We start from the raw sequence: 11,801 nt of genomic DNA on the forward strand, positions 1-11,801 counted from the left end.
GTCACATTCCGAACCCGGAAGCTAAGCCTCACAGCGCCGATGGTACTGCAGGGGGGACCCTGTGGGAGAGTAGGACACCGCCGAACAATCTTTGAGAAAACCCCCGTGCCGTCCGGCACGGGGGTTTTCTGCGTTTAGGGTCGAGGTTATGCGCTATGACTTGGTCATCTTCGACAACGACGGGGTTCTCGTCGACAGCGAGCCCATCTCCAACCGGCTCCTGGCCGCCTATCTCACCGAGCTCGGGCATCCGACCTCGTACGAGGACTCCCTGCGCGACTACATGGGCGCCGCCATGCATCGCGTACACGATCTGGTGGAGGAGCGGACCGGGGAGCGGCTGCCGGTGGACTTCGATGATGTCTTCCATGGGCGGGTGTTTGCCGCCTTCGAGCGGGAGTTGACGGCGGTGGGTGGGGCCGTGGACGTGCTGGAGAAGCTGGCGGCGGACGGGGTGCCGTACTGTGTCGCGTCCTCCGGGAGCCATGCGCGGATTCGGGTGGGGCATCGGGCGGCCGGGCTGGACCGGTGGTTCGACGAGGAGCGGATCTTCAGTTCGGAGGATGTGGGGCGGGGGAAGCCGGCGCCGGACCTGTTTCTGTACGCGGCGGAGCGGATGGGGGTCGCGGCGGAGCGGTGTGTCGTCGTCGAGGACAGTCCGCTGGGGGTGCAGGCGGCTCTGGCGGCCGGGATGGATGTGTACGGGTACACGGCCATGACGCCGGCGGCGCGGCTTGCAGGGGCGACCGGACTCTTCGGTGGAATGGGGGAGTTGCTGGAGCTGCTGGTGTGAGCAGTCCGGCCGGCCGCCCAGGCTAACTTGAGGGAAATTCATCTTTGGCTGGATATACCCAGCGGTACACCGGGGCCCTACGCTCGCCGCCATGACTGATGTGCTGCGGCGCGGTAGGGCTTCGTTGGCGTTCGGCTTCTTTGCTCAGGGCGTGGCGTTTGCCCTGCTGGTGACGCGGATTCCGGCCATCCAGGACCGGTACGGAGTGTCGGATGCACTGCTGCCGGCCTTCCTGGCCGCCGTGCCGGTGCTGGCCGGTGTCGGGAGTGTGGCGACCGAGCGGCTGGTGAAGCGCATACCGCCAAGTCGGATGCTGCGGTGGTCGCAGCCGGTCGTGCTCCTGGCGCTGCTCGGGGTGGGCCTGGGGGAGCGGATGGTCGAGCTGGCGGTCGCGCTCGGCGTGTTCGGGCTGGCCGTGGGGGCGCTCGACGCCTCGATGAACATGCTCGGGGTGAGTCTGCAGCGGTCGTACGGGCGCAGCATCATGCTCGGGTTTCATGCTGCGTACAGCCTCGGGGGGATTGTGGGGGCTTCGCTGGCGTGGGTCGGGGCGCACTGGGATCTGGCGTTGGCCGTGTCGTATCTGCCGGTTGTGGTGGTGTTGTTGCCGGCTGCCCTGGTGGGGAGCCGGTGGTACGTCGACGGGGAGGGTGCCGGGGCAGCGGATGGTGGGGATGAGAACACGGCCGGGGGTGTCGTCTTCAAGGCGCTGTTGCCGTTGTGTCTGGTGATGACCTTCGCGTACATCGGGGATGCGACGGTCTCCAACTGGAGTGCGAAGTATCTGCAAGATGTGCTGGGGAGTTCGGAGCAGCTGGCGACGGTTCCGTACAACGTCTACATGGTGACCACGTTGGTGGGGCGGGCCGTGGGGGACTTCGGGGTGCGGCGGTTCGGGGCCGTGGGGGTCGTACGGGGTGGGGCGGTCGTGGCGGCGGTGGGGTTCGCCGTGGTGGCCGGGGCGCCTGGGGCGTGGGTCGGGATGATCGGGTTCACCTTGCTCGGGCTGGGGCTGTGTGTGCTCGTACCGCAGACGTTCGCGGCGGCGGGGCGGCTGTTTCCCGGGGCTTCGGATGCGGCTGTCGCGCGGCTCAATGTCTTCAACTACGTCGGGTTTCTGATCGGTTCGCCGTTGGTGGGGGCGTTGGGGGACGCATGGAGCTATCGCGGGGCGATGCTCGTACCGATGGTGTTGGTGCTGGTGACACTCGTGTACGCCCGTTCGTTCGCTGCTCAACCGGACCGATACGGTGGCGGGCATGAGCGGCCGCGCACAGCTGATGTGGGATGACGCAGTAACGGGTTACAACTTCGGGCCGGACCATCCGATGGATCCGGTCCGGCTGGCTCTGACCCGGAGACTGGTCGAGGCGTTCGGGCTCGATCGCGAGGTGGACGTCGTGGCGGCCAAGGCGGCCGGGGAGTCGACGTTGCGCCTTGTCCACCGGGCGGACTACATCCAGGCGGTGAAGGCGGCGTCGGTGGATCCCGGGGCGGCCGACCAGTCGTACGGGCTGGGGACGTTGGACGATCCTGCGTTCGCCGGGATGCACGAGGTGTCGGCGCTGATCGCGGGGCAGTCGGTGGGGGCCGCGGAGGCCGTCTGGCGCGGGGAGGCGCTGCATGCGGTGAACTTCGCGGGCGGGCTGCATCATGCGATGCCGGCGGGGGCGTCTGGGTTCTGCATCTACAACGATGCGTCGCTGGCGATCGCGCGGTTGTTGGAGTTGGGGGCCGAGCGGGTCGTGTACGTGGATGTCGATGTGCATCACGGGGACGGGGTGCAGGCGGCGTTCTGGGAGGATCCGCGGGTTCTGACGATCTCGCTGCACGAGCATCCGCGGACGTTGTTTCCGCAGACCGGGTGGCCGGAGGAGACGGGGGCGGAGTCGGCGGAGGGGAGTGCGGCGAATGTCGCGCTGCCGGCGGGTACCGGGGACGCGGGATGGTTGCGGGCGTTTCATGCGGTGGTGCCGGAGCTGATCGCTGATTTTCGGCCGCAGGTGCTGGTGACTCAGCATGGGGCCGATACGCATTTCGAGGATCCGTTGGCGCATTTGGCGGTGTCGCTGGATGCACAGCGGGCGGTGCAGGTCGCCTGTCATGAGTTGGCGCATGAGTACGCCGGGGGGCGTTGGGTGGCGCTGGGTGGGGGTGGGTACGCGGTGGTGGATGTGGTGCCGCGGTCCTGGACTCATCTGGTGGGGATTGCGGCGGGGCGGGCTGTGGAGCCGGAGGCGGTGATTCCGGAGGGGTGGCGGCAGGAGGTTTTTGCTCGTACGCGGCAGTTGGCGCCGATGCGGATGACTGATGGGCGGTGGCCTGTGGTGTGGGGGGAGTGGGAGGCGGGGTACGACCCTGCGGATCGGTTGGATCAGGCGGTGTTGGCTGCGCGGCGGGCGGTGTTTCCGTTGCGGGGGTTGTTGGCGTAGGGGTTCGTTGGCCTGGGTGCTGGGTGCTGGGTGCTGGGTGCTGGGTGCTGGGTGCTGGGTGCTGGGCGGGGGTGGGGTGCCGGGGTGCCGGGCGTGGGGGCTCGGTGGGGTGGGTCTCGCAGCCCGCGCTGACGGGGTGCCGCCCGCGCCCACCCGTGCCGCCCTGGGCGGCACGAATGCCCGCGGATTGACGCGGTGGCGGGTGTCGTCCGCGCCCGCCCGTGCTGCCCTGGGCGGCGCGAATGCCCGCGGATTGACGGCGGCGGCGTGAATGCCCGCGGATTGACGGGGGTTACGCCAACTGTGCGGTGTTTTTCGCGTTTTCGCGGTGGTCGTCGGGGTCCATCCGTCACGATCACCCCATGGTGACCGTCGGAGCTCTCCGTGCGCATCTTCTGGCTGCCCGGCTTGCCGGGGTTGTGGCGACCTCGCGGGAGGAGAGTCTTCGTAGTTACCGGTTGTTCGCTGCTCGGGATCCTCGGGTGCTGATCGGGATCGACCCCGAATGGTCATGGGGGCAGCGGGACTTGATCGGGTTGATGGCCGACAAGTGTGGGGTCTCGGCCGATCCTCGACATGTCTCCGGTCAGGACGTGATCGATCCGGAGCGGACGCTGGTCGCACTTGAGGCGTTCGCGGAGCGGCTCGCCCTGGTTGCCCGGCGTGGGGCTCCGGTGCTGCTCGGCACCGGGCATCCGCACCGTTTGCTCGGCTTCTACGCCGCCTTGGCGGACGCGCTGTCGGCGGCTGGATGTGCCGTACTCACACCGGCGAAGGGTCGCTGTGTCGACATAACGACCCGGTTCGGTCTACGCACGTACAACCTCGATTACGTGCAGGGTGTCGCGTTGGTGCGGGAACCCGGCGCTCCGGGCCCCGGTTGTGCGACCGGCGCACACACCCATTCGCCGCTCCCGGTTCGGACCGCGCTGGCCGCGATCGCCGAGGCCGGCGGGCCGCTGCCGGAGCTGGTGATCGGGGACCACGGCTGGGTCTGCGGAGCAGGTCAGCTGGGGTTGGAGGCCATCGGGCTGGCCGATACGGACGACCCCGCGCTCTTCGTCGGTGAGGCCGAGGGGCGCGTGTCTGTCGTCGTTCCACTTGATGACGCTGTGCGGTCTGATTACTACCGACCGCTTACCCGCTACGTACTCAATCGGGCGTGTCTGTCACAGTAGGCCGCCGATGGGTGCACCTCTTCCCCACTCGCATCACCCGCCCCTACATTGGGGAGTGAGCACGCAACGACGAAGAGTCACCGGAAGGGGAAGCCGGTGGCCGTCGAGTGCGGAAGGTTCAGGTGTGTCATGGCTGCAGCTGGCGAGAGGCCTCTGAACGAGGTTCAGTTCCTTACCGTGGCGGAGGTCGCCTCGGTGATGCGAGTGTCGAAGATGACCGTGTACCGGTTGGTGCACAGCGGTCATCTGCCCGCGATCCGGGTGGGGAGGTCCTTCCGAGTCCCGGAGCAAGCGGTACACGAGTACCTCCGCGAGAGCTACGTGGGGGTGGAAACCGCCTGACGGCGATCCGGGGGGATCGAGTACAGGGCACTTTCGATCTCCCCGGAGCCTCGATTACGACCTCAGCGCTCGGGCGGGTAGGCTAGCCCCTCGTAGGTCGTGTGGGCCCATGGCGCCCAAACACCGAGTGATGAGAAGTGAGCGAGGGTAGTCGTGGGCTCTGTTATCAAGAAGCGGCGCAAGCGGATGGCCAAGAAGAAGCACCGCAAGCTGCTCAAGCGCACGCGCGTTCAGCGTCGTAACAAGAAGTAGTACGGCGCACTGCAACGCCGCGAAAGCGTGTCTGTGGCCCTCCACCACACCCGGTGGGGGGCCACACGCATATCCCCGGACGGACAGACCGCATACGTCCGCCCGAGCACAGGTGACCGGCCCTGGTCGTACGACTGGGGGTTCTCGTCACTTGTTGCTTCGGGCAGTCATCACAGCGCAACATCAACCCGCTAAGTTGGCGAGCACACGGGGAACCCGGCAGGGACGAGGGCTGGAAGGAAGGCGCTGATCTTGGGCAAGGTCGTGCTCGTGACCGGAGTGGCCCGTCAGCTGGGGGGCCGGTTCGTACGACGGATCCAGCGCGACCCGGAAGTGGACCGGGTCGTCGCCGTGGACGCGGTACCGCCCGAGCACCATCTGGGTGGCGCCGACTTCATCCGCGCGGACATCCGGCAGCCCACCATTGCGCGCGTGCTGGCCGAGACGGCCGCCGACACGGTCGTCCACATGGACGTCACGGCCACCGCGCTGGGCAGCGGCAGCCGGGCCACGGTCAAGGAGACCAACGTCATCGGGACGATGCAGTTGCTGGGCGCCTGCCAGAAGTCCCCCACCGTCAAGCGGCTGGTGGTGAAGTCCAGCACCAACGTCTACGGTTCGGCCCCCCGCGACCCGGCCGTGTTCACCGAGACGACCCCGCCCAAGTCCCTGCCCAGCGGCGGCTTCGCCAAGGACACGGTGGAGGTCGAGGGGTACGTACGCGGCTTTGCGCGCCGCCGGCCCGACGTGGCGGTGTGCGTGCTGCGGTTCGCCAACATCCTCGGGCCGAGCGCCGACTCGCCGCTCGCCTCGTACTTCTCGCTGCCGGTGATGCCGACGGTGTTCGGCTACGACCCACGGCTGCAGTTCGTGCACGAGGACGATGTGATCGAGGTGCTGCGGATCGCCTCGCACGAGCCTCGGCGGGGCACTCTGAACAGCGGCACCTTCAACATCGCCGGCGACGGCGTCCTGCTGCTCTCCCAGTGCTCCAGGCGGCTCGGCCGCCCCACGGTGCCCTTGCTGCTGCCCGCGGTCACCTGGGCGGGCACCCTGGTGCGTACGCTGGGAATGACGGACTTCTCACCGGAGCAGTTCCGGTTGCTGACCCACGGCCGGGTGGTGGACACGACCCAGATGCGCGAGACGCTCGGTTTCCGACCGAAGCACACCACTGCAGAAACGTTCGCGGACTTCGCGCGCAGCCGCGGACCCGGACTCCTGCCGCCGGAGGCCCTTGCGGGGGCCGTCGACCGGATCGCCGCGCTGCCCATCGCGGGCGGCGGTCACCCCCCGACGCAGAGCGCCAACTGAGGAGCGCAACAACGATGGCGGACGCCAAGGTCATTCCGTTCGACGACGACCGGTCCCGCGGGAGCGCCGTGCAGCGGCCGTCGCGACGCCGGAGTGCGGGGAGCCGGCGGGGCGGCGGGGTCGGTGAGGGCCATGAGGTCGGTGAGGTGCAGGCCCTGCCCAGCCGGGCACATGCACAGGATGATGGACCTGTGCCTCGTGAGAAACAGCGGGAACAGCTGGACCACCTGCAACAACAGGAACGCCCGGACCAGCCCCACCAAGCCGCGCAGGAGCCGTCCGCCGCGGACGGTCTGGAGCGGCGCATCGCGGGCGGCCTGGCCTTCCTGCGCCGCCGCCTCACCGGCGACTACGAGGTCGACGACTTCGGCTACGACGCCGAACTCACCGACAATGTCCTGATGTCCCTGCTGCGCCCGGTGTACGAGAAGTACTTCCGGGTCGAGGTGAAGGGCATCGAGAACATCCCCTCCGAAGGCGGCGCCCTGATCGTCGCGAACCACTCCGGCACGCTGCCGCTGGACGGCCTGATGATGCAGGTCGCCGTCCACGACCACCACCCGGCGGGCCGGCACCTGCGCCTCCTCGCCGCGGACCTGGTGTTCGTCCTGCCGGTCGTCAATGAACTCGCCCGCAAGCTCGGCCACACCCTCGCCTGCGCCGAGGACGCCGAACGCCTCCTCAGGCAGGGCGAACTGGTCGGGGTGATGCCGGAGGGATTCAAGGGCATCGGCAAGCCGTTCAGCGAGCGGTACAAGCTGCAGCGCTTCGGCCGTGGCGGTTTTGTCTCCACGGCTCTCCGGCGGGGCGCGCCGATCATCCCGTGCTCGATCGTCGGGGCCGAGGAGATCTACCCGATGCTGGGCAACGCGAAGACCGTGGCTCGCCTGCTGGGCTTCCCGTACTTCCCGCTGACGCCGACGTTTCCGTGGCTGGGTCCGCTGGGTGCGGTTCCGCTTCCGACGAAGTGGACGATTCAGTTCGGTGAGCCGATTCCGACGGGTGGTTATCCGCCGGAGGCAGCCGAGGATCCGATGCTGATGTTCAATCTGACCGATCAGGTCAGGGAGCAGATCCAGCACACGCTGTACAAGTTGCTGGTGCAGCGCCGGTCGGTCTTCTTCTGACCGAGGTGGGTGTACGACAACGGGGACGCCCCTCCTGGGAAGGGCGTCCCCATCGTCGTACGGCCTCCTACTCGGCGTCCTCGCCTTCGATGCCCAGGCCGGGCAGCAGGCCCGGGAGCAGCGGTGGGAGGGTGACGTCGGGCTCGGTGGTCGGTGGCTTGGTCGGGGACGGGGAGCCGCTGCCGGTGTCCTTCGGGGGGTCGAGCAGGCCGCCGGTGTTGCCGCCGAGCAGGCCGTCGTCCTCGCTGTCGGAGTCGGCGGACCGGCTCGGGCCGTCGGTGCCGGTGCGCCCGGCGTCGGAGGAGCCGCTGCCGGTGCTGGGCGCTGTGGATCGTCCGGATTCGGCCGAACCCGGAGACTGCGCGGTGCCGGAGCCGCTCCGGCCGCCGTCCTCGCCGCCGCCCTGAGCCGGGGACTGCGGGAGCAGGGACTGCAGCGGGGCGACCTCCTGCTCTATGGCGTCGAACACCGACGACACCTGTTCGCTGACGTCCCCCAGTTGGACGGGCAGCCGGTCGCGCAGGGCGCCCCAGGTGTCGCGGTTCGAGCGGGAGAAGGAGGAGAGGGCCTGGATGGGCGCCAGCGAGTCGGGGTCGCGCTGGTAGGCCGCGCTCAGCAGGCGGTGGCCCTCGGAGGCGTCGTGCCGCATGCCGGACAGGGCGCGGCGGACCTCGCCCAGGGACTCGTGGTCGAGGGGGCCGCTGCGGTCGCGCTCCATCAGGCGGCGGGCTTCGTTCAGGCGGGTGGAGGCCTGGTCGAGGTACGCCTGTCCGCGCTCGTCGTCGCCGTTGGTGAGGCCGAGTTTGAAGTCCTCGATGCCGCGCTTGAGGCCGTACAGCGAGTCGCCGGGCAGGGCGTCACCGCTGGCGGCGGCGACTCCGCCGAAGGCGCCCGCGGCGACACCGACGCTGAGTCCACCCGCGGTGAGGCCCTTGGCCAGTCGCGTACGGGGCCGCAACTTCCCGAGCGGGGTTGCCCGGTGTGCGCCGCGGCCCCGGAAGCGCCCGCCCGTCTCCCGCCCCCGCCCTTCTGCGGAAGTCGCTGCGCTCCCTCTTTTTTGTTCGGGCAGCGCGGGGTCGGTCGCCTCGCCGCCCTCCTGCAGCATGGCCTCGAACTGGGCCACGAGCTGCGCTCGCTGGACGACCTTGACCTCGGGGTCCAGCTCCGGCTTGGGCAGCTCATCGAGACCGGCCGCTAGGGCCAACAGGCGGCCCTGCTCGGTCCGTTCCGCAGCAGCCGGGGCCGGTTCGGCTTCCTCGGACTGCTCGGCCACAGTGCCCCGCTCGGACTGCTCCTCCAGGGCCTGGGCGAAGGCGTTCGCCCGCCGGTGCGCCGATACGTTCGCGATCACTGGCGGCACCTCCTCTCGTCATGACGGTCGACTCCCCAGGGGGTCCTGAGGGTTGCACGCCCTGACCGCAACCACACGAACGAGGGATCGGAGTCGGCCAGGGAGTGACCACAGGGAGCCTGCATCCCGCACAACGAGCGGCGCGGCACTTCGGTTACGGACGGCGGATGAGTGGACCGTGAACTCAACAGAGCTTCACCGTTGGTGAGTTGGGGATTGCAGAGCGTATGGCTTCGGTGCGTGCGGGAGGCCGTTCGTCGTGGCCGCGTGCATGGCTGTCAGCGTGCGTCGTCCGGCAGGAGCCGGGCGAGGGTGCGTACGGCGCGGTACTGGAGGGTCTTGATGGCGCCCTCGTTCTTGCCCATCACGCGGGCGGTCTCGGCGACGGAGAGGCCCTGGAGGAAGCGGAGTGTCACGCACTCCTGCTGCTGGGGGTTGAGCCGGCGTACGGCGTCGAGGAGTGCGGCGTTGGAGAGGGACTCCAGGACGGAGTCCTCGGGGGAGCGTTCGACCTCGTTGGCGTCGAGCATCTCGCCGGTGGTCACCTCGAGGCGGAAGCGGCTCGACTTGAAGTGGTCGGCGACGAGGTTGCGGGCGATGGTGACGAGCCAGGCGCCGAAGTCGCGGCCCTGCCAGGTGAAGGTGCCGATCCTGCGCAGGGCGCGCAGAAAGGTCTCACTCGTGAGGTCCTCGGCGGTCGCCTTGCCCCCCACGCGGTAGTAGATGTAGCGGTAAACGGTGTCGCTGTACTGGTCGTAGAGGCGGCCGAAGGCGTCGGCCTCGCCGGCCTGGGCGCGCTCCACGAGGTCCATCATCCGGGCGCTGTCACTGTCGGCGGCCGGGCGGCGTGCGGTGGCCGCGCCGGCCGGGCGGCCTCGTCTGCCGACCGCGGCGCTGCCGTCGGCCAGTGCGTAGCACGGGCCCAGCGGCGCGGCGGTGGTGAATGCGGGGACGGCGTACGCGGTGGGGACGAAGCCGCGCAACAGGTCTTGGACCCTTGCGCGCAGCGTAGCCAGGCCCGAGGCGTCAACCCCGACGTGTGGGTACACGGGACTCCCAGAGGCAGAGCTTCCATCACGTGCAGTGCGGGACCTTTCACCCGTCGTGGCGACGGAGGGGTACCGGTTTGCGTCTGAGGAGAATAACGCTTCGTGCAGGCGCTGCTACGCCCAGTTGCTCAAATCATCGATTACGTCGCTTCTGTAACCGAATGACGCTCGGTCAGGTGCCGCAGAATGAACGGTTGTTGATTGGAAGGGTTCGGGTTTGGGGTGGGTAAGGGGCGTGTTGTGGTCGGGTGGGGGTGGGGGGACTGGTTGGGGGGTTGGGTGGGTACGGGAATTGGATTGGCCGGTGTTTCGGGTGCGCCCGGGCGTTGCGGCGGTGTCGGGGCGGGGGTTTTCGGGTGCGCGGCGTCAGGGTTGGGCGGGGGTGTCCAGGTGCCCGGCGTCAGGGCCGGGCGGGATGGGTTGCGCAGCCCGGCGCTGGCGGGGTGCCGCCCGCGCCCACCCGTGCCGCCCTGGGCGGCACGAATGCCCGCGGACTGACGAGGTGGCGGGTGCATCCGCGCCCCAAAGGGGCGCAGGGAACTGCGCGACCAGCCACGACGCACCCGCAGGTGGTGTACCCGGCTTCCGGCGGAGCGCTATCGGCGGCGGCGGTGGAGGGCGATGGCTGCTGCTGTGCCGCCTGCTACGGCGCCCACGCCTGCTGCTGCCGGGATGCCGACCTTGGCCGCCTTGCGGCCCGTGCGGTAGTCGCGCAGGCGCCAGTCCTTTTCCCGGGCGTGTTTGCGGAGCTTGCTGTCCGGGTTGATCGCGTAGGGGTGGCCCACCAGGGACAGCATGGGGATGTCGTTGTGGGAGTCGCTGTACGCGGCGCAGCGGGAGAGGTCCAGGCCCTCCGCGGCGGCGAGGGCGCGGACGGCCTCCGCCTTGGCCGGGCCGTGCAGGGGTTCGCCGACGAGCTTGCCGGTGTACACGCCGTCCACCGACTCCGCCACCGTGCCCAGGGCGCCCGTGAGGCCGAGGCGGCGGGCGATCACCTGTGCGATCTCCACCGGGGCCGCCGTGACCAGCCACACCCGCTGGCCGGCGTCCAGGTGCGCCTGGGCCAGTGCGCGCGTACCCGGCCAGATGCGCTCGGCCATGTACTCGTCGTAGATCTCCTCGCCGATGGACTGCAGCTCGGCGACCCGGTGGCCCTTCACGATGGAGAGGGCGGACTCGCGGACGTCCTGCATGTGGTCCGGGTCCTCGAACCCGGCCAGCCGGAACCACGCCTGCTGCCAGGCGAACTTGGCGAGGTCGCGGGTCTCGAAGAACTTCCGCTTGTACAGGCCGCGGCCGTAGTGGAACAGCGCGGCGCCCTGCATCACGGTGTTGTCCAGGTCGAAGAACGCGGCGGCCTTGTCGTCCCCGCGCACCGGGAATTCCGGCTCCTCGGCGGGGGTGACCTGCGTGGACTTGCGCGCGGCCTCCGCCGACGCCTCGCCTGCCAACACGCTCCGCGCCGTGGCGGAGCGCCTACGGGGAGTGAGCCATCCGAGAGCGGCCATGGCGTGAGCATAGCCATTCTGTGCGGCAGTTCCGGAGTCGGCAGGTTGGAACGCTGTGAACTCTCCGCGACCGTGCCGTTAAACAAGCGGCCGCCGCGGCGCGAGAATGGCCGACATGAGTCCCATCTTTCGGCGGAAGGCCGCCCCGGCTCCCCAGGACCGGCTCGTCACCCTCGTCCGTAAACCCGGTTGTCATCTGTGTGACGACGCACAGGTCGTGATCGAGAAAGTCTGCGGTGACCTCGGCGTGTCGTGGGAGCAGAAGGACATCACCGAGGACAAGGAACTCCATGACAAGTACTGGGAGCAGATTCCGGTCGTCCTGGTGGATGGCCGGCAGCACACGTTCTGGCGCGTGAACGAGGACCGGCTGCGCAAGGCACTGACCGAGTAGTCCAAAACGGCCGGAACGTCACCTGGGATCGACGGCGTCTTGGTCTCGGGGGCGGGAATCG

At 69.2% G+C, this 11,801-nt stretch carries 12 protein-coding genes and 1 rRNA gene; 10 read left to right on the forward strand and 3 right to left on the reverse strand.

From position 1 onward, the window contains the following. From rrf to ACFVJQ_RS39240, 9 genes are all read left to right on the forward strand, one after another. Nucleotides 1-86: ribosomal RNA gene (rrf, locus tag ACFVJQ_RS39200) — 5S ribosomal RNA — on the forward strand; the annotation flags it as partial. Between the two features lie 62 nt (nt 87-148). Next, nucleotides 149-793, forward strand: coding sequence for an HAD family hydrolase (locus ACFVJQ_RS39205; RefSeq protein ID WP_385516116.1), 645 nt, complete (start codon nt 149-151; stop codon nt 791-793). 91 nt (nt 794-884) lie between these two features. Continuing rightward, nucleotides 885-2,084 carry an MFS transporter gene (locus ACFVJQ_RS39210; RefSeq protein WP_385790558.1) on the forward strand — a complete coding sequence of 400 codons (1,200 nt, stop codon included), beginning with the start codon at nt 885-887 and terminating at the stop codon, nt 2,082-2,084. Further along, nucleotides 2,053-3,225, forward strand: coding sequence for an acetoin utilization protein AcuC (locus ACFVJQ_RS39215; RefSeq protein ID WP_385790560.1), 1,173 nt, complete (start codon nt 2,053-2,055; stop codon nt 3,223-3,225). Before ACFVJQ_RS39210 ends, ACFVJQ_RS39215 begins: the two co-directional genes overlap by 32 nt. A 362-nt stretch (nt 3,226-3,587) precedes the next feature. Next, nucleotides 3,588-4,403, forward strand: coding sequence for a phosphatase (locus tag ACFVJQ_RS39220; RefSeq protein ID WP_385790562.1), 816 nt, complete (start codon nt 3,588-3,590; stop codon nt 4,401-4,403). A gap of 129 nt (nt 4,404-4,532) precedes the next feature. Continuing rightward, nucleotides 4,533-4,745: a helix-turn-helix domain-containing protein gene (locus tag ACFVJQ_RS39225; protein ID WP_004984898.1), complete on the forward strand. Its 213-nt coding sequence runs from the start codon at nt 4,533-4,535 to the stop codon at nt 4,743-4,745. 153 nt (nt 4,746-4,898) lie between these two features. Continuing rightward, nucleotides 4,899-4,997, forward strand: coding sequence for a 30S ribosomal protein bS22 (locus tag ACFVJQ_RS39230; protein WP_003948845.1), 99 nt, complete (start codon nt 4,899-4,901; stop codon nt 4,995-4,997). A gap of 252 nt (nt 4,998-5,249) precedes the next feature. Beyond that, complete coding sequence (locus ACFVJQ_RS39235) at nt 5,250-6,311, forward strand: NAD-dependent epimerase/dehydratase family protein (protein WP_385516112.1); 1,062 nt, start codon at nt 5,250-5,252, stop codon at nt 6,309-6,311. Nucleotides 6,312-6,325: 14 nt separating this feature from the next. Beyond that, a complete protein-coding gene (locus tag ACFVJQ_RS39240) occupies nt 6,326-7,438 on the forward strand; it encodes a lysophospholipid acyltransferase family protein (RefSeq protein ID WP_385516111.1) in 1,113 nt (370 codons plus the stop codon). Nucleotides 7,439-7,505: 67 nt separating this feature from the next. On the opposite strand, the gene ACFVJQ_RS39245 is transcribed toward ACFVJQ_RS39240, so the two are convergent. The 3 genes from ACFVJQ_RS39245 to ACFVJQ_RS39255 all read right to left on the reverse strand — a co-directional run bounded on the left by ACFVJQ_RS39245 (nt 7,506) and on the right by ACFVJQ_RS39255 (nt 11,346). After that, the gene (locus ACFVJQ_RS39245; RefSeq protein ID WP_385790564.1) at nt 7,506-8,789 is read right to left on the reverse strand and encodes a DUF5667 domain-containing protein; all 1,284 of its coding nucleotides are present in this window, start codon (nt 8,787-8,789) and stop codon (nt 7,506-7,508) included. A 278-nt stretch (nt 8,790-9,067) separates the two neighbouring features. Continuing rightward, complete coding sequence (locus ACFVJQ_RS39250) at nt 9,068-9,838, reverse strand: ECF subfamily RNA polymerase sigma factor, BldN family (protein ID WP_224736098.1); 771 nt, start codon at nt 9,836-9,838, stop codon at nt 9,068-9,070. Nucleotides 9,839-10,434: 596 nt separating this feature from the next. Next, entirely contained in the window at nt 10,435-11,346 is a 912-nt protein-coding gene (locus tag ACFVJQ_RS39255) for an HAD family phosphatase (protein WP_129799447.1), read from the reverse strand. A 106-nt stretch (nt 11,347-11,452) separates the two neighbouring features. On the opposite strand from ACFVJQ_RS39255, the gene ACFVJQ_RS39260 reads away from it, so the two are divergent. Further along, nucleotides 11,453-11,740, forward strand: coding sequence for a glutaredoxin family protein (locus ACFVJQ_RS39260; RefSeq protein WP_385516109.1), 288 nt, complete (start codon nt 11,453-11,455; stop codon nt 11,738-11,740). The last annotated feature ends 61 nt before the right edge of the window (nt 11,741-11,801 follow it).

This window comes from Streptomyces sp. NPDC127197 (assembly GCF_042672405.1).
GTDB classification, from domain to species: domain Bacteria; phylum Actinomycetota; class Actinomycetes; order Streptomycetales; family Streptomycetaceae; genus Streptomyces; species Streptomyces flavusporus.

Coding starts and splice junctions, on each gene's coding strand:
- ACFVJQ_RS39260 (WP_385516109.1), top strand. CDS start 11,453: ATGGCCGACATGAGTCCCATCTTTCGGCGGAAGGCCGCCCCGGCTCCC.
- ACFVJQ_RS39210 (WP_385790558.1), top strand. CDS start 885: ATGACTGATGTGCTGCGGCGCGGTAGGGCTTCGTTGGCGTTCGGCTTC.
- ACFVJQ_RS39255 (WP_129799447.1), bottom strand. CDS start 11,346: ATGGCCGCTCTCGGATGGCTCACTCCCCGTAGGCGCTCCGCCACGGCG.
- ACFVJQ_RS39205 (WP_385516116.1), top strand. CDS start 149: ATGCGCTATGACTTGGTCATCTTCGACAACGACGGGGTTCTCGTCGAC.
- ACFVJQ_RS39240 (WP_385516111.1), top strand. CDS start 6,326: ATGGCGGACGCCAAGGTCATTCCGTTCGACGACGACCGGTCCCGCGGG.
- ACFVJQ_RS39215 (WP_385790560.1), top strand. CDS start 2,053: ATGAGCGGCCGCGCACAGCTGATGTGGGATGACGCAGTAACGGGTTAC.
- ACFVJQ_RS39225 (WP_004984898.1), top strand. CDS start 4,533: ATGGCTGCAGCTGGCGAGAGGCCTCTGAACGAGGTTCAGTTCCTTACC.
- ACFVJQ_RS39220 (WP_385790562.1), top strand. CDS start 3,588: ATGGTGACCGTCGGAGCTCTCCGTGCGCATCTTCTGGCTGCCCGGCTT.